Annotated in this window: 16 protein-coding genes and 2 tRNA genes; 10 read left to right on the top strand and 8 right to left on the bottom strand. The window is 36.0% G+C overall.

Annotated elements, in window-relative coordinates:
• Positions 1-144 precede the first annotated feature (144 nt).
• On the bottom strand, positions 145-1287 hold the full coding sequence (locus NCE97_RS14005; protein ID WP_353779903.1) for an acyl-CoA dehydrogenase: 1143 nt from the start codon (positions 1285-1287) through the stop codon (positions 145-147).
• Between the two features lie 93 nt (positions 1288-1380).
• Here NCE97_RS14005 and NCE97_RS14000 point away from each other — a divergent pair, with 93 nt between their 5' ends.
• From NCE97_RS14000 to NCE97_RS13955, 10 genes are all read left to right on the top strand, one after another.
• Positions 1381-2442, top strand: a complete 1062-nt coding sequence (locus NCE97_RS14000) for an anhydro-N-acetylmuramic acid kinase (RefSeq protein WP_353779902.1) — start codon at positions 1381-1383, stop codon at positions 2440-2442.
• A gap of 75 nt (positions 2443-2517) precedes the next feature.
• On the top strand, positions 2518-3744 hold the full coding sequence (locus NCE97_RS13995) for a Glu/Leu/Phe/Val dehydrogenase dimerization domain-containing protein (RefSeq protein WP_353779901.1): 1227 nt from the start codon (positions 2518-2520) through the stop codon (positions 3742-3744).
• A gap of 10 nt (positions 3745-3754) precedes the next feature.
• Positions 3755-5146: a sodium:proton antiporter NhaD gene (nhaD, locus tag NCE97_RS13990; protein ID WP_353779900.1), complete on the top strand. Its 1392-nt coding sequence runs from the start codon at positions 3755-3757 to the stop codon at positions 5144-5146.
• Positions 5147-5218: 72 nt separating this feature from the next.
• Positions 5219-5914 carry a MotA/TolQ/ExbB proton channel family protein gene (locus tag NCE97_RS13985; protein WP_353779899.1) on the top strand — a complete coding sequence of 232 codons (696 nt, stop codon included), beginning with the start codon at positions 5219-5221 and terminating at the stop codon, positions 5912-5914.
• Positions 5914-6306 carry an ExbD/TolR family protein gene (locus NCE97_RS13980; RefSeq protein WP_353779898.1) on the top strand — a complete coding sequence of 131 codons (393 nt, stop codon included), beginning with the start codon at positions 5914-5916 and terminating at the stop codon, positions 6304-6306. Before NCE97_RS13985 ends, NCE97_RS13980 begins: the two co-directional genes overlap by 1 nt.
• Before the next feature lies 1 nt (position 6307).
• Complete coding sequence (locus tag NCE97_RS13975) at positions 6308-7153, top strand: energy transducer TonB (RefSeq protein WP_353779897.1); 846 nt, start codon at positions 6308-6310, stop codon at positions 7151-7153.
• 3 nt (positions 7154-7156) lie between these two features.
• Positions 7157-8374, top strand: coding sequence for a bifunctional folylpolyglutamate synthase/dihydrofolate synthase (locus NCE97_RS13970; RefSeq protein ID WP_353779896.1), 1218 nt, complete (start codon positions 7157-7159; stop codon positions 8372-8374).
• Positions 8375-8435: 61 nt separating this feature from the next.
• Positions 8436-8510: transfer RNA gene (locus NCE97_RS13965), tRNA-Val, on the top strand.
• A 36-nt stretch (positions 8511-8546) separates the two neighbouring features.
• Positions 8547-8621 (top strand) — tRNA-Val (locus NCE97_RS13960).
• A 55-nt stretch (positions 8622-8676) separates the two neighbouring features.
• Positions 8677-9531: a zinc-dependent peptidase gene (locus NCE97_RS13955; RefSeq protein ID WP_353779895.1), complete on the top strand. Its 855-nt coding sequence runs from the start codon at positions 8677-8679 to the stop codon at positions 9529-9531.
• 26 nt (positions 9532-9557) lie between these two features.
• Here NCE97_RS13955 and NCE97_RS13950 read toward each other — a convergent pair whose 3' ends face one another.
• The 7 genes from NCE97_RS13950 to NCE97_RS13920 form a co-directional block, all read right to left on the bottom strand.
• Positions 9558-10127 carry a hypothetical protein gene (locus NCE97_RS13950; RefSeq protein WP_353779894.1) on the bottom strand — a complete coding sequence of 190 codons (570 nt, stop codon included), beginning with the start codon at positions 10125-10127 and terminating at the stop codon, positions 9558-9560.
• A 114-nt stretch (positions 10128-10241) separates the two neighbouring features.
• Entirely contained in the window at positions 10242-11276 is a 1035-nt protein-coding gene (locus tag NCE97_RS13945; protein ID WP_353779893.1) for a nucleotidyltransferase family protein, read from the bottom strand.
• 32 nt (positions 11277-11308) lie between these two features.
• Positions 11309-12442, bottom strand: coding sequence for a phosphoenolpyruvate carboxykinase (ATP) (locus NCE97_RS13940; protein ID WP_353779892.1), 1134 nt, complete (start codon positions 12440-12442; stop codon positions 11309-11311).
• A 19-nt stretch (positions 12443-12461) separates the two neighbouring features.
• The gene (locus NCE97_RS13935; RefSeq protein WP_353779891.1) at positions 12462-12623 is read right to left on the bottom strand and encodes a hypothetical protein; all 162 of its coding nucleotides are present in this window, start codon (positions 12621-12623) and stop codon (positions 12462-12464) included.
• A 69-nt stretch (positions 12624-12692) separates the two neighbouring features.
• A complete protein-coding gene (locus NCE97_RS13930; RefSeq protein WP_353779890.1) occupies positions 12693-17174 on the bottom strand; it encodes a T9SS type A sorting domain-containing protein in 4482 nt (1493 codons plus the stop codon).
• A 170-nt stretch (positions 17175-17344) separates the two neighbouring features.
• Positions 17345-19945 (bottom strand): DUF8693 domain-containing protein, encoded by a 2601-nt coding sequence (locus NCE97_RS13925; protein WP_353779889.1) that lies wholly within the window; start codon positions 19943-19945, stop codon positions 17345-17347.
• Positions 19946-20151: 206 nt separating this feature from the next.
• Positions 20152-23676 carry a DUF8693 domain-containing protein gene (locus NCE97_RS13920; protein ID WP_353779888.1) on the bottom strand — a complete coding sequence of 1175 codons (3525 nt, stop codon included), beginning with the start codon at positions 23674-23676 and terminating at the stop codon, positions 20152-20154.
• Between the last annotated feature and the right edge of the window lie 387 nt (positions 23677-24063).

The raw sequence follows: 24063 nt of genomic DNA, 5'->3' as shown, positions 1-24063 counted from the left end.
ATAGTAAGGGTTTTTTGCTTTTTGTATATAATAATATAATGAGTTTTTTATTTGATAACTATATACTGTAATATATGTGGTAGAAACATATAAAAGCCCGGCAATATGCCAGGCTTTTATATATAATGAGAAAAATTAAATTAACTAACCTTTAATCACACCCCTAGAGATTACAATTTTCTGGATTTCAGTTGTTCCTTCATAAATCTGAGTAATCTTAGCATCACGCATTAAACGTTCAACATGATATTCTTTTACAAAACCATTACCGCCGTGAATTTGAACGGCTTCTACAGTTTGTTCCATAGCAACTTTACTTGCATATAATTTTGCCATGGCACTAGACATATCATAGTTGTTGCCTTGATCTTTATCCCAAGCAGCTTTCATAACTAACATTCTGGCAGCTTCAATTTCTGTTACCATATCTGCTAACTTAAAGGCAATTGCCTGGTGGTTGCAAATTTCTGTGCCAAAGGCTTTACGTTCTTTAGAATATTTTAGAGCTAATTCATAAGCACCAGAAGCAATACCAAGAGCTTGAGCTGCAATACCAATTCTACCTCCAGATAAAGTCTTCATAGCGAATTTGAATCCAAATCCATCGTCTCCAATCCTATTTTCTTTAGGAACTTTCACATCATTGAATTGAAGTGTATGTGTATCACTTCCTCTGATTCCAAGCTTATCTTCTTTTGGACCAATATCAAATCCTGGCATACCTTTTTCAACAATAAAAGCATTAATTCCTCTATGCCCTTTTTCTTTATCAGTTTGGGCTATTACTAGATATACATCACTACGACCACCATTAGTAATCCAGTTCTTAGTACCATTAAGTAAGTAATGATCACCCATATCAATGGCTGTAGTTCTCTGTGATGTTGCATCACTACCAGCTTCAGGTTCACTCAAACAAAACGCTCCAATGAATTCTCCAGTAGCTAATTTTGTTAGATATTTTTGTTTTTGCTCTTCAGAACCAAAAGCTTCTAAACCATAGCAAACCAGGGAGTTATTTACTGAAACCATAACAGATGCAGAGGCGTCTATCTTAGAAAGTTCTTCCATAATAAGAACATAGGATATCGCATCCATACCACTTCCACCATATTTTGGATCTACCATTATTCCCATAAATCCTAGCTCTCCCATTTTTCTCACCAATTCATCTGGGAAAGATTGTTTATCATCGCGTTCTATAACTCCTGGAAGAAGTTCTGTTCTTGCAAAATCTCGCGCTGCATCGCGAATCATAATATGTTCTTCAGTTAGTGTAAAATCCATATGGTTTTATTAATTGTTGATTTGTTAAAAAAGAGGCTCAAAGATACGCCTTTGTTGGGATTTTTTCAACAGGATTAACTAATTTTACAGAATATGCTAAATTCTGTGTACAAGGTTATAGGTGTTATGTCTGGTACTTCTCTAGATGGTATTGACCTTGCTTATATAATTTTCACTAAAACAGAACAAAACTGGTTTTTTGATATTCAAAAAAGCGAAACCATATCCTATGATTCTCAATGGAAAGAAGATCTTGAGAAACTCATTTTTTTATCAAAAGATGAATTAGAGGTCTTAGATAATAACTACACGCTTTTACTCGCTAATACTATTAATGCGTTCATAAATAAACATGACCTTACTAATATAGATGCGATATGCTCACATGGTCATACAGCATTACATACCCCAGAGCAAGGATTTACCTATCAGATTGGAAACTTATCCAATTTAGCTGACCAATTAAAACAGACAGTTGTGTGCGATTTTAGAGTACAAGATGTAAAATTAGGAGGTCAGGGAGCGCCTTTGGTTCCAATAGGAGACGAATTGTTGTTTTCGGATCACGACTACTGTTTAAATTTAGGAGGATTTGCCAACATTTCAACTAAAAGAGGAAGAGATAGAATTGCTTATGACATCTGTCCTGTAAATATTGTAATGAATCATTACACAAAGCAAATTGGGCTAGAATATGATGACAAAGGTAGCTTAGCCTCGTCTGGAGAGATAAATGAACAACTACTCAATCAATTGAATGCACTAGAGTTTTACAAGGAATCTTTCCCGAAATCATTAGGACTAGAGTGGGTTACAGATTATATTTTTCCAATTACGAATTCCTATGAATTATCTGTAAAAGATATACTGAGAACTTTTGTGGAACATATTGCTTATCAGATTTCAAATGTTATTGAAGACAATAAAAAAGTATTAATAACTGGAGGAGGCGCTTACAATGAGTTTTTAATTCGCAGAATAGAAACACTTTCAAGTTCAGAAATTAGTATTCCAGATAAATCTATAGTAGAATATAAAGAAGCTCTGATTTTTGGTTTATTGGGTGTGTTAAAATTGCGAAATGAAACCAATTGTTTGAGTAGTGTAACTGGCGCAAAACACGACCATAGTACAGGTGTAATATTTCAACCTTAAAAATATCGTAAATTTAACTTTAGCCTATCAGAGTTTTTTATATTTGTTACTATCCTAAAACCAACTAACTAATAGATGAAAGATCTCCTTACGAAGTATGAAAATAAAGAACCCGAAATAGTTTTTAATTGGAAAGACCCTGAAACAGATGCAGAGGGATGGACTGTTATTAATTCTTTGAGAGGAGGCGCTGCTGGAGGCGGAACCAGAATGCGTAAAGGTCTGGATATGAATGAAGTATTGTCTTTAGCTAAGACTATGGAAGTAAAATTCACAGTATCAGGACCAGCTATTGGAGGTGCAAAATCGGGAATAAACTTTGATCCAAAAGACCCAAGAAAGAAAGGCGTTTTAGAACGTTGGTATAACGCTGTTTCTCCATTATTAAAAAGTTATTACGGAACAGGTGGAGACTTAAATGTTGATGAAATACATGAAGTAATCCCGATAACTGAAGAAAGTGGTGTATGGCATCCTCAAGAAGGTGTATTTACAGGGCACTTCAAACCTACCGAAGCAGATAAAATCAATCGTATAGGGCAACTTAGACAAGGTGTTATAAAAGTGATTGAAAACCCTAATTATTCACCAGACGTTAATAGAAAGTATACAGTAGCTGACATGATTACGGGTTATGGTGTTGCTGAAGCTGTAAGACATTATTACGAAATCTATGATGGATCAGTAGAAGGCAAACGTGCTATTGTTCAAGGGTTTGGTAATGTAGGTGCCGCAGCCGCATTTTATTTGGCTCAAATGGGAGCTAAGGTAGTCGGGATTATTGATATCGTAGGAGGCTTAATAAAAGAAGAAGGCTTTTCTTTTGAAGAGATAACCGAATTGTATCTTAAGAAATCTGGGAATAATCTCAATGCGGATAACTTGATTCCTTTTTCTGAAATCAATGAAAGAATTTGGTCTTTAGAAACTGAGATTTTTGCACCTTGTGCTGCTTCTAGGTTAATTACCCAAGAACAAATAGATAAGATGATAGATACTGGTTTAGAGGTCATCTCTTGCGGAGCCAATGTGCCTTTTGCTGATAAGGAGATTTTCTTTGGGCCAATAATGGAGCACACTGACAAGAAAGTGAGTCTAATACCAGACTTTATATCCAACTGTGGAATGGCAAGAGTATTTGCTTATTTTATGGAGCAGCGTGTGCAAATGACTGACGATGCCATTTTTGAAGACACTTCTAATACGATAAAAGAAGCTATTCAAAAAGTATATAATAAAAATCAATCCTTAAAAGGAATAAGCGAAACCGCTTTCGAAATTGCATTAAAACAACTTATATAATTAACACTATATGGAAACTGTAATTATTCTTGTATTTGCTTTTGGCTATTTGGCCATTACTTTGGAACATAGTATAAAGATTGACAAGCTTATTCCAGCTTTAGTAATGATGGCTATTAGTTGGGCTTTAATTTCTTTAGGAATAGACAGTTTCCCGCAATGGTTTGATTCAGCAAAGCATAGTCTGCTAGAGAATTTTGGAGCCCTTGGACATGAGGATAAAATGCACCTCATGGAAGAAACTTTATTGCACCATCTAGGTAAGACTGCAGAGATATTGGTATTCCTTTTGGGAGCCATGACCATAGTTGAAATCATTGATTACTTTGATGGATTTTCAACCATTAAAAGAGCAGTAAACTTTAATAGTAGACGAAAGTTACTTTGGTTGTTTTCGATTTTAGCATTTATTCTATCGGCTATCATTGATAACTTAACTGCTACAATCGTATTAATATCGATACTTCAAAAAATAGTTAAAGAACGAGATATTCGTATATGGTATGCAGGTTTAATAATCATTGCTGCCAATGCTGGAGGAGCTTGGTCACCAATTGGAGATGTAACGACTACTATGTTATGGATTGGAAATAAAGTGTCTACAGGTAACCTATTCTTGTATTTGTTCATTCCTTCAGTGTTATGTATGGTAGTGCCTACAGTTATTGCTTCTTTCTTGCCACAGTTTAAAGGAGAATTAGAGCTTCAGAGTGATGGAGATAAACCAAAAAACAAGTTTAGCTCTACAATGTTATTTTTAGGATTAGGTGCTATTGTATTTGTTCCGTTTTTCAAAGTAATAACACATTTACCTCCTTATGTAGGTATGATGTTATCGCTAGGAGTTGTAGCCGTTTTTGCTGAAATATATAGTAACTCTAAATTTAGTATCACAAGCATTGATAATGAAGAAAGTGCGGCACATGCAAGTCATAGTCCGGTACATCATTCACTATCTAAAATAGAATTGCCAAGTATTTTATTTTTCTTAGGAATTTTAATGGCTGTAGCAGCTCTAGAATCTCTTGGTATTTTATTTGGATTTGCTAATTCTTTACAGGATACTATGCCAATGGTAGGTACTGAGCTAGACGGAACAGCAGTTTCAGATTTAGTAGTCATCTTACTTGGAGTTGGTTCAGCAATTATTGATAATGTACCATTAGTAGCTGCAAGTTTGGGAATGTTTTCTGAGCCATTAGATAATCCTTTATGGCATTTCATAGCCTACTCTGCAGGAACTGGAGGAAGTATGCTTATTATCGGTTCTGCAGCTGGAGTTGTTGCAATGGGAATGGAGAAGATTGATTTCTTTTGGTATTTAAAAAAGATATCATGGTTAGCATTAGTTGGGTTCCTTGCAGGAGCAGGAGCATTTGTAATAATGAGAGCCATCTTATAGCGTTGCATATACTTAACCATCAAAAGCAACGTTATTACAATAGCTAAAAATTAATCATTAACATATTAAAATATGATGTTACTTAGTAATATTCAGGAAGGTGCTGAATTATTATCTGAAGAAGAATCTGTTGAAAAAACACTTTCTATAATAGAATTAATTAGTAGTGGAGGTACAGCAGGAATGTTCATTATTGCACTTTTGTTTGTGCTTTTGGTTGTAGCCATCTATATATATTTTGAACGTCTTTTTGCAATAAAAGCTGCTTCAAAAGTAGATGCTAACTTCATGAACCAGATTAAAGATCACGTTAGTAATGGTAAAATAGACTCTGCCCAAATGCTTTGTGCACAGGTAAATTCACCTGTATCAAGATTAATTAGTAAGGGCATTACTAGAATAGGAAAACCATTAGAAGATATCAATACAGCTATCGAAAATGCTGGGCGTTTAGAAGTTTATGGCCTTGAAAAGAATGTGAGTATTTTGGCAACAATTTCTGGTGCTGCACCAATGATAGGATTTCTTGGTACGGTAATTGGAATGATATTATCAATATTTGAATTGGCCAATGCAGGCGGAACAATTCAAATAGATGTTTTAGCTAGTGGTTTATATACCGCTATGACTACAACAGTAGGAGGACTAGTTGTTGGTATTGTTGGTTACATCGCTTATAACCATTTAGTTGTAAGAACTAATAAAGTGGTTTACCAGATGGAAGCAAACTCATTAGAGTTTCTAGATCATTTAAATGAGCCGATATAATGAACATTAGAGGAAGAAATAAAGTCACTCCAGAATTTAATATGTCGTCAATGACAGACATAGTATTTCTGTTATTGATCTTCTTTATGTTAGCCTCTACCTTGGTAACAACAAATGCAATAGACATTATATTACCAAAGGCAAGCGGAAAGACAGAGAATAAAAGATCTGTTGCTGTAAGTATCAAAAAAGATCTAACATATTATATAGATCAAAAACGAGTAGGTCTAAGTGTATTAGAAGGAGAGCTAATAAGTGCTTTAGCAAGTCAGGATCAACCTACTATAGTATTGAGAGCTGAAAAATCTGTACCTGTGGATAATGTCGTAAAGGTTATGGATATAGCAAATAGAAATAAATTTAAAGTCATTTTGGCTGTAAAGCCTAACTAAAATGAAATATTTTAAAACCATACACGAAAAAAACTCTGCCAAACTCACTGGTTTAATTGCCGTGATTTTGCTGCTGTTGTTTTTTGTAGTAGGGATGAACTATCTAGATCCTCCTGAAGAGTATGGTGTTGCGGTAAATTTTGGAACGACAGATTTTGGGAGCGGGAGTAAGCCTTTGAGTCAGCCAAAAAAGGCACCAGTTACTAAAACTGTTGAAGAATCTAAGCCGCAAGAAACAAAATCTGAACCTACTGAATCTTCTAAGGCTGAAGACGTAATTACTCAAGAAACAGCAGAATCTATTGCAATAAAGAAGCAAAAAGAAGCTGAAGCCAGAGCTAAAGCAGAAGCAGAGCGTATAGAGCGAGAAAAGCGTGAAGCAGAAGAACGTAAGAAAAGAGAAGAAGAAGAGAAAAAGAAAAACCTCGATAACCTCATAGGAGGCGTTAAGAATTCTAATAGCAACGATGATGGAGGCGAAGGTCCAGACAGTGAGCCTGGTAATAAAGGTCAGTTGGATGGTGATCCATATGCACCAAGTTATTTTGGAGGTTCAGGTCCTGGTAAAGGAGGCGTTGGCTATGGACTCAATGGAAGAGGGAGACCAACGAAGCAAATCTTTAGACAAGAGTGTAATGAGTTTGGGTTAGTAGTAGTGCGTATCGAAGTAAACAATCAAGGAAAAGTTATTAAAGCTGAACCTGGAGTTAGAGGAACAACGAATACGCATCCTTGCTTGCTAGCACCTGCAAAAAAAATAGCTTTGTCACACAAATGGCCTTCGGATCCTAAAGCACCTGCTAGGCAAGTCGGGTTTGTAAGTATTAATTTTGATGTTAGTCAATAACTGATGACCTATACGGAAACTGTAAACTGGATGTTTAAGCAGTTGCCTATGTATCAAAATCAAGGTAAATCTGCATACAAAGCAAATCTTGATAACACAATTCTTCTAGCTAATTATCTTGAAAACCCACATCGAAACTTCAAATCAGTTCATGTAGGTGGAACAAACGGAAAAGGTTCTACAAGTCATATGATTGCTTCTATTTTACAAGAAGCTGGTTATACTGTTGGCTTATACACATCACCACATCTTAAGGATTTTAGAGAGCGTATCAAGATTAATGGTATTAATATTAGTAAGCAGTTTGTAATAAGCTTTATAAAAAAGCATAAGTCATTTTTTGAAGCCAATGCTTTGTCATTCTTTGAAATGACTGTAGGAATGGCTTTCGAATATTTCTCGAAGAAAAATGTTGATATAGCTATTATTGAAGTAGGTTTGGGAGGACGATTAGATTCAACCAATATTATTACACCAGAGGTTTCTGTAATTACTAATATAGGTTTAGATCATACTCAGTTTCTTGGAAATACCCTCGAGGCTATTGCTAAAGAAAAGGCTGGGATTATCAAACCAAATATTCCCGTTGTTATAGGTGAAACTCAGAAAGAAACGAAGCAAGTTTTTATAGAATATTCAGAAATGAATAAATCACCTATAGAATTTGCTGATGTTTCTGAAAATGAGGTTTATGATACAGACCTTAAGGGTAAATATCAAAAGCTTAATGTCAATACAGCGGTTTCAGCAATCAAACATTTAAAACAGAAAGAGTTTAGCATTACAAAGCAAAACATTGAAGAAGGCTTGAAGAACGTAGTAAAAAACACTGGTTTGCTTGGACGTTGGCAAATACTTCAGGAAGAGCCAAAAATAATTTGCGATACAGCACATAACAAAGAAGGGCTAAAACTGGTTATGAGTCAGCTTAGATCCGAAGTTTATGATAACCTTCATATCGTCATAGGCGTAGTAAAAGACAAAGATCTATCAACCATAATTCCATTATTACCAAAAGATGCAGTTTATTATTGTTGCAAACCATCTGTTGAAAGAGGGTTAGATGCTACGAGTCTAACGCAAGCATTAAAAGATTATAACTTAAAAGCAAAGCACTTTTCTAATGTTAGAGAGGCTTTTATTATGGCCAAAAATAATGCTGAGTCAAATGATTTAATCTATGTAGGAGGCAGTACATTCACGGTGGCAGAAATATTATGATTTTTTCAGCAAAAAGTTTTTGAGGTATCAAAAACTAATTTATATTTGCAATCCAATTCGAGGGCGCGTAGCTCAGTTGGTTCAGAGCACTTGGTTTACACCCAAGGGGTCAGGGGTTCGAATCCCTTCGCGCCCACAAGAGCTTCTCAAATAGAGAAGCTTTTTTTATTTAGGACTGTTAGCTCAGTTGGTTTAGAGCGCTGCCTTGACAGGGCAGAGGTCACTGGTTCGAATCCAGTACAGTCCACATCGATAACAGGAAGCTAAGTTTAGCTTCCTTTTTTTATCTTTATATAATGATAATGATTATCTACGCTCTTATACAAGAAGAGCAATCCATTAGCCCAACAGCCCGAATTATATTGCTCTTAGCCTTTTTTCTAGGAATAGGATTTATTATAATTAGCAGATTCTACACCTTTTTTGAACAACTACACGCTAAGAAACATCGGAAACCTTTTTTTAGAGCATTTCCTTTTTTCAGAAGAAAGCTAGATGCGTCGCAAAAGCGAGTACTTGATAGAGAGTTTACGTTTTATCAAAAGCTTAACGATAAGCAAAAACTACTTTTTGAGCACCGCGTAGCTAGTTTTATTAATGATAAGACATTTGTAGGGAGAGACAATCTTACTGTAGATGGTAAGATGAAAGTACTTATAGCATCTACTGCTGTAATGCTTACGTTTGGTTATAGGGATTATATTATCAAAATAATATCTACTATCATAATATATCCTGAAGCGTTTTATTCAAACACAAATAGAGAGCTCCACAAGGGAGAATTTAATCCACATCTTGGAGTCTTAGCACTGTCTTGGAAGGACTTTGTTGAGGGTTATGATATCAGTAATGATAACTTAAACCTTGGAGTTCACGAATTTGCTCATGCTATTCACTTAGAAAGCATACACAGACCAGGAATAAATGCAATTATTTTTAGCGAAAGCTTTATAGAACTAACAGAGTACTTGGATCGTCATGAGGGAGTTAAGGACAAATTAATTGCCTCTCGCTATTTCAGAGAGTATGCCTATACTAACCAATATGAATTTGTAGCTGTAGTTATCGAAAACTTTATAGAAACGCCACTAGAATTTAGGCAACAGTTTCCCGTTGTTTTCAAAAGTGTAAAACAAATGCTAAACTTTCAATTATAACTTAGGGTAATACTTTGACTATTTATTTAATCAAAGTTATAAACTAACTCTACAAAGTGTTGGAAATGGTTAGATAAGAAGAACGTATCTCCTTGACCAAAAGCAAATTTACCCATAGATTTTAGAGCAATTCCCCAGCTGTCATCAAACCAAATAATAGCATCCAAGCCTACGTTTCCAGTAGTATTCATACCTTGCCCTTCGATTGTAAAAATACCTACACCACCAGAAAGTGCTAAATCAAACCAATCTGATCTTCGAGGGAAAATGTAATCATCAAAATACCATTTAACTTTGGTATTGGTAGAAAAGTAAAATAGATCTGTACCCAATTCAGCATTTCCATCAATTTTATTACCATCGTTAAATTGATTAATACTTATTGATTGCTCAATAGAGAAAGGCTTAGTCCAGTTATGTTCCAGACTAATACTGATTGGAATCCCAAAAGCCCAATCTTCAGGGCTATTAAATGGAGAGTTTTTACCGTTACTGTTCACTGTATTTACGCCGAAGCCTAAAGTCCAGTCTCCTCGATCTCTTTGGGCAGTAACTATCAAGGAGCAAAACAAAAATAATAAGGTTAATTTTTTCATAGGTTTAAGTCAATGTTGGACCAAAGGTAAACTTTGATTTATTATAATGCAAATTAAAAGTAAATCTAATTAAAATACCCAATTTGTGTTAAAAAATATTAGAATTACTAGTCATTAAAAGCGGATTTTACTACTCAAGAGACGATTTCGATATGATTTATTAGAGATTATCAATAAGAATCTATCAAAATATACTCTAACCATTCTAAAACCATTTAACCAGTTATGCCATAAGCCGTTAAATATCCTATTGTTGGTCTTAAACAAAAAGAGGAATCTGTAAATTTTATGTTTTATAGTTAAAAAAGAGTAAGTAAAGTCTTTAAAAAAAATGCTTGCTAGTGCGAAGTAATTCTTAAAAGTCTTATTTGAAACTTCACTAATTACGTGATGATGCTTTTTTACAATAGAGACGCTGTCATAAATGTTTTTCAATGAAATAGAATTATAGTAAGCACCAAGGTCATCATACTGATAGCTAAGTATGTTATGCCTCAAAAGATAGATTTCGTTAGGAGTTGGGTGACCGTTCGAATATACTTTATTTGAAAGAATATCATCTTCATTAAGAATTAGATTAATAGAGGATTTCAATACCTTCTTATGTATTTCTACCGCTCCTAAAGCAGATTCTGGTAATAATCTGGGCAAATGTTTTTGTTCTATATAATCAAAGCTCAAAGACTTTTCTAAAGGTTTATAGCCAGACTTAATCAATAAATCTTGAGCAATATGAGCTTGATCTTCTTTGACCAAAATATCAATGTCCCCAATCATGCGCTCAGCAATATCTTCATAATAACCACCTATTATTAAAGCCAAACCTTTAAGGAAGACATAATCAATTTTAGCAGCATTAAATGTTGAAGCTATTTGATAGGCTTCGTTTACTAAGGATTCGTTCCTATTTCGATTTATTTGGGTAATTTCATGTAAAAAACTTTGTAGGTCTTTTGGCAAGAAATCTAATAGATTTTTAGAGTTAAGACGGCAGTAAATGGCAGGTAAAACCAAATGGTCACTTCCTATTTTAACAAGATTGTTCCAATCCATTTTTTCACTCAGAATAGTAGTTTTGAGGGCTTCAGAATTAGAATCAAAACTGAGAATGTCTGCTATGACCTGATATGTTTCTTTTTTACTAGACATCAAGATTATACAAAGTGAAGATACAATTTATTCTAACTAAAAACCTCTTTCAAGATATCACCAACATCCTTATTATTACTGTAGGTTATTTTGTAACAATCTATTGTCTCTAGCCAATCTAAAAATCGCTTGGCATTATCTGGTTTTGGAGATAGCCAAGATTCTGGGATTAAAAATTTCAAAACCTCTTCCTTTGGAATAATTTCTAAATTGGTTTTTTCACCATCTCTATAATTGATCCAAAGTATGGTATTGCATGAATAACAATGTTTGTCAATATAATCTCTAGAAGGTAAATACCTTATTTTACCTTTAGAAGGATTAAGATTGTGGGTGTTATATGTATCCAGATCCGAAAAATAGTCTTTAAGTACATTATAGCTGCCTTCTTTTATAGAAATCCCAGCAGGATAACTATAAATATTAAGATTTTCAGACAATAAAGCCGAAATATCGTCGGCGACAAGTTTATAGCCATTATGCATGGATAATGCAGCGAAAGTACTTTTTCCACTTCCAGAATTCCCTACAAGCAGGACAGCTTTTTTACCATCACTAATCGTAGAGCCATGAAAAGTTCCAATCCAATCTTCTTCATATTTATGATGCAAAAAATTGATTAGAAGCATAGCAAACTTCCCTTGGATCATGTGGTAATCTCGTTGGGGATATTGTATTATGAGCTCATCGTCTTGATATAATGAGAGTTTATTGTCTAAATGATCGATACTAAATACAATGGTTGAAGGTGTAAACTCACTTTTAATACACAAATGCTCTAATAAAGGGTGGATTAGTAATTTTACTTTATCTGAAGCATAATTTATTCTGAAAACTTTTTTGTTATAACGATAAAGCTCAGAAGGGTAAAATTCTTTAGAACATGTGGTGTTTATTGTTTTTTGACCTTCATTCGATTCTTTAAGACTATTTTCATTTAATAATTGCTGAAAGTCATAAAAGTAATGCTTGGCAGAAGAAGAAGAAATATTATGGTAATTAATTGACTTTTCAATGAACTCAATTTCAGAGTTGCTCTGAAGAAAGAGATCAAAGATTACCGCGAGAATATTATCAAGGAGTATATAATTATTGGTGTTTTCAAACCATACAATGGTTAAGTCTCCAATTTTACGGATATATTTTGGAGCCTGTAATTTATTCAAACCAAGTTATTTATACAACTTAATCAAATGGATTTCCTCCTGGATCAGGAGGCGAAGAAGCTTGTGCCTTATGTGGGTTTAATACTAAAAATGTACCCGCTGCAGTTAATGCAGCGTATTTACCCATTTTTTTCAGCGCTTCTTTACGCGTAATGGTATTCTGTTTGGAGCTTTTGTTCATGGTTTAATTATCACTATGAATGTCCAAAAATAATAAAATTATTTATTTTCAAGCAAAATTAAGTAAAGATTACTTTAAAATAACCTTTTTAGTCATTTTAAAGTAATCATTATTAACCACTACAATATATACTCCAGAACTTAGTTGATTTGTATCAATACTCTGAGAAATATTGCCAGAAGCCAAGTATTTACTAGTAATTAGGCGTCCATGAAGGTCGTATAGAGAAGCTACAGAATCCGTGTTCAATTGTCCTTCAATAACAATTTCTTTGGTTTGGTTTTTGGTGAAAATATTTAAAGTGTCAAAATTATTCTCGTTAATAGACAATGCATCTTCACTAAAGCGTAAGAAGAAACGACCAGTTCCACTCAAATTAGTGCTAGGACTTAGTATATAGTCTCCATCGTTTAATAAGAAAGCAGTACTATTTTGAGTATCGTCTAAGTAAACATTGACAGTGTCTGGTAAACTAGATTCAGCAATAGAAATAGCAAACTGCTCTCCTTGATTTGCATGTATACCTAAAGGAATAACAACATCTGCAAGGTCAATAGTATTCAAAGACTGTAAGGCAATTGCTTTACCTTGATTATCTTCCACTAAATGTGAATAGATTGAAAAATCTGGGGTTTCGTTACTAAAGTTTGTTGCATCGTAACCAGGATCTAGACCTAAACTTGAATTATCATTAAAATAAAATTCTGTTTTGAACAGTTTAGTATCACTAGTCATTTCTAATTTTAAGTACTGACTATCTTCATTAGAAGATCTGCCTAATATGAAATCATCAGTGCCAGAAACACGTTGCATTGCAGGAGTGAAAGATATATTTCCAGATGCAACACCGGCTGCAACAAACAATCCTTGTCCAGGAGCTAAGTTTGCCGCTGCATTAGCATTTGCAAAGTTAATAATCGTCCAGCCATCGGTTGCAGAACCGTCATAGCCATAGATTGCTACAGCACTCAAATCTAAAAGTCCGCTATTTTGTGTAAGGAAATCTTCCGGATTTAGATAAGTTGTAAAAGGATTACCTATGGCGTTCCAAATGCTAGTATCCATGTCGATAGCAACATCGACAGTAGTTGTTTCTAAATCACCATCAAAAGTAAATGTAGAGTTATCGGTAGATCCTGTTCTGTAACCAGTTCCAGCGGTTAAAATATGGCTGTCATCTGAAGTCGAGAAATTTAAATATTCAGGAACGCTATTGTCAAAAGGACCAAATAAAAATGCTGGAGAACCACCAATATTTCCTGAAGGTATATTACTATTTGCAGCTCTAAACACTCCAAAAGTCTGGCTAGAATTTGTAACAGGAGGTGAAATAAGATCATTAGACCCTGTTGAAGACCCACCTGGAGCAAATACATTTACATGTCTATTATATGTGGCACTACCTGTTGCAGTTCCATCAACTTTTAGAACAGCATAATTCTGAGAAGTAGAATTCATTGTAATAGTACTTCCTATATTAGAATAATTACCTCCAACTGTCAAACTCTTTGTTGGATCTATATTTAAAGCAGCTCCATTCAATAAAGAAAGATTGAACCCTATGTTAAAGTCTTCGTCAGTTGTATTTCCAGGAGGGTTGCTTAAATCTAAAGTGGCATTATCAATGATAACATTATCAGGTACTCCAGCACCAATTGTAGCACCAACTCCCCATTCATTAAAGCGATTATAGGTGCCAGAAATATCTTTATACTCCAGTGTAGAACCAAAACCATAAGTTGGGATAATATCTGTAAATCCACCCTCATTTAGTGAGAGACTACCATCTAATGTAAAAGTTCCAGGTCCAGTGATGCCGCTAAATGTAAATAATGAGAAACCTGAAGGGATTACCAAAGAACCATTTATTGTCATTGTCTGGCGATTAGTATAATTAATATCCTGAGTAATATTATTATTGATAGTAACTTCATCACCTTCTAACGGCGGATTACCATTTACCCAAGACGCATCATCTGTCCAGTTACCATCAGAGGCTGATGGCGCTCTACCACCCTTTTTATGACTGGAAGCTTGGTAGAATGTATTTATATCTACTAAAAGATACTCTGGATTTATTAATGCATTAAGATCATAATCACTATCGCCAAAAAATTCGTTAGAGCGGAATGCATTACTAGAGTTTAAGTAAGTAGCAAGGAATTTACAACTTTCGGCACCAGGGGATGTGTTAATATCAGAAAAATCAAGGACCATACTATAAACACTTGCAATAGCTGTACCTGTAGGGCTTAAACTTGCGCTAGAAACAAATATATGAGATCCACCTTCTACTATTTCGAATACACCTGCAAAGTTTTGGTCTACTGCGATTGCAAAATCAGCCTCGAAGCCTGGAGGGAAATTGAGTATTGATCTATTAGTGCCATCAAAACCAGAAACAGCACGTCTGCCAGCATCAGCAGTGTCTGTTAATCCTGCAGTTGAAGTAACACCACCTGGTTGACTATCAATATAGATAACCATATGATCGTTAAAATCACCAGTTCCTTTAATGAAATCTATATCTAGTGTTGGTCCAGAGAATGCAGAAACCTCAAGGTCTCCCTCGCCTACTGCGCCACCAAAACCGTTGGAGTCGTTTCCTTCATATACAATTGAAGGTAAGAATCCAGTAATTTTAAAGTTATCAAAACCTGAATAACCAGTTGAACCATTGTCACGTATTTGTAATTGCAGGCTCACTGTACTGATTACATTTGGTACATTGATAGACACTGTACCATTTCCGTTCGCAGGATCTACACCTCCGTCTACGAGAAATTCTACCCCTTGTCCTATTCCGTCAAAGAATATTTCATACCTAGCGTCGTCATTATTGGCATTGTAACCAATAACTTCCCAATCAAATGATACCACAACATTGTTGTATAAGCTTATATCTACTGGGTCAAAGGTTGTCGTAGCAAAGCCACTAGTTCCGTTCCCCTCATCATCTAAATCATTTTCACCTAAAATATTACCACTCATGTTAGCAAATGTGATTGGTGCCGCAAGACCTATGTCTATGAGACCAAAATAGCCGTCTATCCCCCAGCTATTATCAAAGAAAGCGACATCACTTGCATTTGGCCAATTTGGTGTTGAGCCATCAAAGTCTTGAATAGCAATACATGTTGGTAATACAATAACGTCGAATGGATCACTTATAATTGGAGGTAGTAGAGTATCATCAGCAGTTAAGGTGAGGCCTACTCCTAGTGCTGTGTGAGTTACAGTAGTAAATGTAGCTACACCGCTTACTGCGGCTTCTATAACTGGAGACGTACTTAAAGTACCAGTTGATGTAATGCCTACGTTTTGATTGTAATCTGTATCTAGATTTCCATTGGCATCTAGAGCTTGTACGCCTAAACTTGGTATCGGAACATTTAATCCAACCAGTGGTGGTGGTTGTGGCAGAAATTGTAATTCGGTTGCAATAACATCAATAGGCATTTGAGGACCTAAGACTGGTGCTAAAAACGGATCTGCAAAACCAGAACCAGTAGGGTCAGCTAGGAAACCAGCTCCAGGCTGTGGGATTTCCATTTGCATAATACCTCCGTCTGCAATATTGTTTGGATTTAAAAATACACCTAAAAGAAATTCTAAAGAATTACCATCTGGTACTGGAATAGGAAGCCCAAAATCTAAAATAAGCTCCGTATCCAATATGGTTAGAGTAGGTGTATATATATTAAGATTTCCATCAATCAAAGTAACTCCCTGTATAAAATCTGTCCAATCAGCAGTGTTATTTGGACCAGGAATAAAGCGCATTCTGGTGACATTGGTGGGTAATCCATCCGCAGTACCTTGATCTGCAATATCAAAACCGATGATATCAAAAGCAGTACCGCTGGTTGTCGCATTCGCTGCTGTAATTGTAGATGAAGTAACTTGCCCAGAAGTAGGACCTACTACTTGCGTATCGGTATCATTAGATGCAACAGCATTAACGTTCCCGATCAATCGTATTCCGGGGTCAGCAATACCTAAAGCACCTGCCCAGCCAGGAACACCTTCTACATCAAATGTACCACCGCCAGACGATGCACCCCAAGCGTAAAGCCTGAATGTAATTGTACCTGCAGTACCAGAATTGATACTTAGTGAATTAAAATTAAAAGCAGCACCAGAACTACCTACAGTTTGAGCCCCAGTAATATCAATACCTGCAGTTGCAAAATTATCTAGACTGTAAAATATTTGCCAGTTCCCTGGGCCACTATTACTTCTATCCAATCGTATATCAAATTCAGTCAATACGATTTCAAACCCTGAATCAGCTGTAATTGACCATGTTAAATACTCATCATTGGTGTTAGCATCCGCAAAGGTAGAAGACCAACCGTTAGAATTGTAATCTGATCCCGTAGATTGGGAAATACCTGAACCTCTGGTTAATCCAGTAGCAGATATATTAGCCACTGTCCCTGTAGCTGTAGGTCCAGCACCATTAGCTCTGTCTATTGTAGTAATATCAGATTGCCCAAATGTAAATGCAAAAAATGATAAGAATGAAAGGAAAAAGTAGAATTTTTTCATGCTAAAGGGGTGTTGTGAATTAAAATTTGAGCATCAAATATAACAAACAAGATTGGATTTTTTTAAGTTGAAGTTTAAGAAACTGTAAATTAATTTGTTCTGTATTAGGTTTTAACAAAAAAAAGCGCCTCCTAAATGGAAGCGCTTTTTTTTTGGCTTGGTTTATAAGACTATTTCAAAATTACTTTTTTAGTTGTTCTGAAATTATTATTAGAAATTACAACAACATACACGCCACTGCTTAGCCCGTCCGTACCAATGCTATGTGAGATATTGCCGGTAGACAAGGTATTGTCCGTGATTAATCGTCCATTAAGGTCATAAAGAGATGCAACAGATTCTGCATTGAGTTGCCCCTCAATGACAATCTCCTTGGTCTGGTTTCTGGTGAAGATATTTAGAGCATCAACATTGTTTTCAGGAATGCTCAGTGCATCTTCGCTAAAGCGCAAGAAGAAACGTCCCGTACCATTTAGAGTTGTGCTAGGAGTTAATATAAAATCTCCATCATTTAACAAGAACGATGTACTGTTTTGGGTATCGTCCAAGTATACATTGGTAGTACTCGGTAAGGTAGACTCATCAATAGAGATCGTGAACTGTTCTCCTTGGCTTGCATGAATACCCAAAGGCACCACAACATTAGAAAGGGCATCGATGTTTAGGGATTGCATTGCGATGATGTCTCCTTCATTGTTCTCCACTAAATGCGAATAGATGGAAAATGCAGGAGCTTCATTATTGAAGTTTATGGCATCATAACCAGGATCTAATCCCAAACTCGAATTATTATTGAAATAAAACTCAGTAACAAATCGCTTATCAGTAGCGGTCATTTCCAATTTTAAGTAGTGGTTGGTTGCATTAGCAGCTCTACCGGCGATAAAATCATCACCACCAGATGAACGTCGCATAGCAGGTGTAAATGTAATATTGCCTGCTGCTTCTGCAGAAACGAAGAATCCTTGTCCAGGGGCTAAGTTTGTCGCAGTATTTGCATTATTGAAGTTTATTATAGTAAATCCATCTGTTGCAGCACCATCATAACCATAAATACCTGAGGCATTTTCATCAAGAAGCGAAGCATTTTGTGTTAAGAAATCTCCAGCGTTGATATAAGCAGTATATGGGTTCCCAATTAAATTCCAAGGGCTACCTGCACCAATAGTTATAGGAACATTGACGTTAGAGAATAATATATCACCTTGAAAAGTGAATGGAGCGTTATCGGTTGAGGCTGTTCTATAGCCAACACCAGCTGTTAAAACATCACTATCGTTTGCTGTAGTATAGTTGACATATTCTGGGATACTATTATCGAAATGACCAAACAAAAATGCTGGAGAGCCTCCTATCGTCCCAGAAGGAAGATTGCTATTAGCAGTTCTAAATGCACCAAAAGTTTGGCTCGCATTGGTTACTGGTGGTGAAATAAGGTCGTTAGACCCTGTAGTAGATCCGCCAGAAGCAATAGTATTAACATGTCTACTATAGGTGTTTGTGCCTCCAAAAGAGATTCCACTATCAATTAACAGACTAGCATAGTTTTGGGAGTCAGATTGCATTGTAAGATTACCAGCATTGGTTAAATTGCCATTAACAGTTAGGCTTTTGGTTGGTTCTATGATTAAATCGCCACCAGAAGGAATAGTGAGCAAATCGCACAAGAAGTCTTCGTCGGCATTATCGGCTGCGGGAGGATTGCTCAAATAAAAGTCACGAGCTCCAATACTTACAGAAGAAGGACCGCCAGGTTGACCAACAGTAGTATTTGGTAGCCATTCGTTACCGGGACCACTTACGGAAGTACCAAAGTACCTTAAGATTCCATTTGTTGCATACGTTGGAGATATTGAGGTAGAGCTACCGTCATTTAATTGCAAAGCACCACCGTCTCCTACAGTTATAGTTCCTGTACCAGTTATCTCAAACCCAGTATCTAAAGCTAGTGTGTTTGAGGATGTAATTTCAATTGTATTATCTAATGTCACATTAGTATCTAAGGTAACGTTGTTGCTAATGGTAATCTTGTCACTCACAAAAGGTGGGTTACCATTAAGCCAAGTGGCATTATTGGACCAATTGCCATCAGCTTGAGAAGGTGCCTCGCCTCCTTGAAACCCAGTAGAAGCTTGAAAGTAGGTTTGCATATCCACTGTTGTAAAACCTGGATTTGGTAACGCATCTCCATCATAAATGGTACGCCCTATAAACTCATTGGATATGTCGGTAAAAAAACCTACAGCACTCGCTACAAATTTCAAGTCTGATAAATTTGATAAATTAATATCCATATCATTAACGCTAAAGTTATGAGAAGCAGCGAATTGATCATTGAAAGGATTAAGCCCTGGATCGGCAACGAAGGGTAAGCTAGAGTTTTCTACAAGTTCGTATACAGCCGCATCATTAAATATTATTACAATAGCATAGTCTGGTTCAAAACCAGTAGGGAAATTAAGAGTTGATCTTAGTGAGCCGTTGAATCTAGAAATAGCACGAGTCCGAGGAATAGAAGCGTCTGTTAAGTTTGCAGTAGATGTAATGCCACCTGGTTTACTATCGAGATAAAGTACAATATATTTATTGAATACACCAGATCCTGATCCCTTAGAGAAAGTGAAATCTACTGTTGCGCCTCCATCACTGATGGTTATACTACCGTTTCCTAAGGTTCCATCTAATCCAGTGGAACCGTTACCATTAAAAGTCTGTGCAGATACAGAACAACATATCATACAGACCCATAAATAAATGTAAAAATGTTTCATTTTAGGTTAAATTTTTTGGGTGAAAAAAAATGTATGATAAAAAAGGTGGTATCTAGACGGAATCTAGTAAGAAAGATTAATGAGGCAAATATAATAAAAATATTGTGTAGAGAACATGTTACTTTTATTTTAATAGTTTCTGACTTAATGAGCAAACAAAAAGCGCATCCAAAGGGATGCGCTTTTTGTTTTAAAAAAGTTGACTGTTATCTGAGTATAAGCTTTTCTGTTTTTACAGTATTATTACTACTGATAGTCGTAATATATACTCCAGAAGTTAAGTGCGCTACATCTACAAACTGAGACGTTACATTGCTTTCTAAAGATGTAGACATCACCTGTCTTCCCTGGATATCATATAAGGTAAATGTAGCTGTATCATTTAACGAACCTTTTATATAGACACGCTTCGGATTGGCTGTGCTGTAAACCTGTAAACTAGTAAATTCATTATCAATAACAGATAGAGCTTCTGCTTCAAATCTCAAGAAGAAGCGACCTGTACCAATGAGTTGAGTGTTTGGTGTAAGGGTATAGTCACCATCGTTGAGTAAGGTAAATGTATTGGTAACGGTATCTTCTAGATATACGTTGATACCCTGAGGTATCGTGGACTGTGATATACTAATGCTTAATTGTTGACCTTGAGTCGCATTAACACCGATCGGAATAACAACATTGTTATTTACATCGTTGTTGTGTATTGCTTGTACAGCCATATCCTTCCCTTCATTGTTGTCTACTAAATGAGAGAAGATAGAAAATGCAGGTGCAATATCACCAAATGTAGCTGCATCGTAACCGAAGTCTAGTCCTGTTGAGGCATTATCACTGAGGTAAATGGTAGTGTTGTAAGACTCCATATTACTGCTAAGGTTTAATGTCACAAAACTAGTGTTGTTTGCGATGCCTTGTCTACCTACAATAAAGTCATCAGAACTACCAATAGCTCTCATACTTGGTGTGAAGGATACAGTTCCGCCTCCTGAAACAGAGGCTACCAAGAAACCTTGGCCTGGCGTTACTACAGCTCCTGGGTTAGCATCTGAATATGCGAGATTCCAAATAGTCCAGCCATCAGAGGCGTCGCCATCATAGCCATAAATACCTGTGGCGGCAGGCTCGAATTGAGCGCTATTAGTCGCTAAAAAGTCTGAAAGACTCAAGTATGATGGATACGGGTTTCCTACTAAATTCCATTCAGGGTTAGTAGGGCCTGTCGTAACAATAGGCACGTCTACATTACCATTGTTAGCTTCTCCTGTAAACGTAAAGTTTAAATCATCTGTAGATGCTGCTCTATATCCTGTACCAGCATTTAATGTAGCGGTTTCAGTATTTGAGTATAGCAAATAGGTGTCTGTAGCTTTATCGAAAGGGCCAAACAAAAATTGTGTGTCTGTATCGTTACTAACAATATTACTATTGTTTGCCAAGAAATCTGTAAAGCTTTCGCCAGAAACTGGAGGCGCAATAAGATCATTACCACCTGTATTAGTGTTGACATGACGGTTGTAGATTACATCACCAACGATATTTCCATCTACAATTAAACTTGAATATTCATCTGAATCAGAGTTCAATACGACACTTTCATCAGTGGCAACTAGATTTCCGTTAACTGTTAATGACGTTGCTTTCTCTATATCAATTCCAGCTGAATTTACTACAAAAATATCATTGATAATCACATCACTGTTAACAGAATAAGTACCATTGATAACCAGTGCATCATCGGATCCTGTGCTCCCGTCTGGTTCATTTGGCGACCATACGGCATCTTTATATATAAGACCATCGAATGTAGTGGAGAGCATAAAGTTGTCGAATCCAGAATATCCTGTAAGACCATTGTTTCGCACTCTTATTTCTAGAGCTACAGTCGATACCGAATTTGGAATATTGATTGATATTGTACCTTCATCATCTTCAATAGGTCCGTTTCCATCTAGAAGAAATACTCTTGGCTCATTAGATCCATCATATATTAAACGATATTGTGCGTCATCTGCATTTCTGTCATAACCTTGAATATCCCAGTCAAAAGACAAAACAACATCGTCGTAGTTACTAATGTCTACTGTGTCGAAAGTGATTGTTGCCCAACCTGGTGCACCACCGCCTTCATCATCTAAGTCATTTTCACCTAAAATATTTCCAGAGAAACCTCCAAAATCTAATGGTGTTGCTGATGCGAAATCAATAATACCATAGTAGCCATCGGTTCCCCAGCCATTATCAAAGAATGGTGTGTCATTAGTATAAGTCCATTCTGGGGTAGAGCCATCAAAATCTTGTATAGCAATAACAATTAATGGGCCAACAACGTCAAAAACGGTACTAGTGCCTGTGACTAAACCTGTTGAATCTGCATTTAAAGTAATCCCAATATCCTGTACTGAAAATGCTAAATTATTGAAGGTTGCTTCACCATTTGATGCGGAAGCAGAAGTTGTTGCGCTAGCATCGAATGTGCCAGTTGTTGTGATATCTATAGACCCAGTAAAATCCAAATCTACATTACCATTAAGATCAACAGCGATAACTTTAACACTAGGCTTAATGGCTTCGAATTGATTTACATCTGTAGGCTCAACTGAGAAATCTAATTCAGTTGCAGTAACTTCGATCCTGTTATCATCTCCTGCAATTGAAGTATTAGCTCCGCCTGCATCGAATTCTGCAAAGGAAGAACCAGAGGCTACATCGGCAGTAGCAGAATCTATAGTAAGTTGTATTTGTTCATTGTCTTCAACAGCAGTATTGAATGTGGCATAAACATCAAAAGTTTTGGTGCTTCCATCACTTGCTGAAAGTCCAGTTAAACCATTAAAGGATACGCTTGATGATACTGAAGTTATTTCATTGATATTAGTGGAACCATCAAAGATTGCAATAGCAGCCAAATACTCTGACCCTGTTATCGAAAATTCGATATCAGTAAGAATAGTACTTAGTGCATCTGCATCTGTAAGGTCGTCTCCACCATCTTGGATTACAAATTCTCCAATCTTTATAGCATTAACGTCTGTAAGTCCAGAGGTAGAAGTGTACATCGTGTAGTCAATGTTGTCTGGTTCGTCAAAAGTAGATTCAACAATATTGGATTCAATACTGTTTGGAGCTGTAGTTGTAACTGTTCCCCAGAGTCTCAAACCAGGGCTATCAATTCCAAAATCTGACCAAGCATTTCTTCTGGTAATTCTAAACCAACCATTACTAGTGGTTGCTCCCCAAGCATAGAGCCTAAAGGTTATAGTGCCACCAGACCCAGATACTATACTAAGACCATTAAAGTTAAAATTTGTTGCTGTGGTTGAAGCAGATTGAATTGATGTTACAGCAATTCCGGGTGTTGTAAACTTATCTAGGCTATAGAATATTTGCCAGTTGGCAGGGCCGTTTTTGATACGCGATCTGATATCAATTTCGGTGATTTCAATACTATTAATAGCACTTGCAGATACATTCCATTCAATGTATTCGTTATTAGTAACAGCTTCGGCTTGCGAAGTAGCATCCCATTGAGAACTAGTAAAATTTTGGCTATTAGTTGCCAAAACTACACCAGAACCTCTGGTAAGACCAGTTGATGAGATTTCGGGCGGGTTTCCAGTATCTGTTGGACCAACTATGTTGGCTCTGTCTACAGTTACGATTACAGATTGACTAGAGCTAACAGCAATGCATAGCAAAGCCAGTAGCACCAGTAGGGGGTACTTTTTATTCATAACATTAGCAATTATCTCTTACGAGCGTTTATTAATTCTGAGGGTGATCCAAATGTAGGAAAATGAGGTAGTTAGCAAAAAAAACTAGTTGTATGGTTTATAAAATGGGAAGAAAGAACGCTTTTATGCTTAATTCACTACTTTATAATAGAATATTTTATAAGATTAACAGTGGTTTTTTGTAGGGAATAACTGATTTTAACAATGTTATATTGATTATTTATGAAGTAATTTTTGAATTAGGGTCTTTAAAGATGAAATTGATTTTTTTAGTCTTTAGAATTGGTTAGTTTTGCCTCGACAATTTAAAATTATTCAACATAAAACAGCCATGTGCATAAAAGCTATATGTGTAACATTACTGTTTTAGGTATTAGGGATTTACGT

Origin of the sequence: Winogradskyella sp. 3972H.M.0a.05 (genome assembly GCF_040493455.1) — a bacterium.
In the GTDB taxonomy this organism is placed as follows: Bacteria; Bacteroidota; Bacteroidia; order Flavobacteriales; family Flavobacteriaceae; genus Microcosmobacter.
Note: the sequence above shows the minus strand (reverse complement) of the source record. Positions and strands in the feature narration are given on the sequence as shown.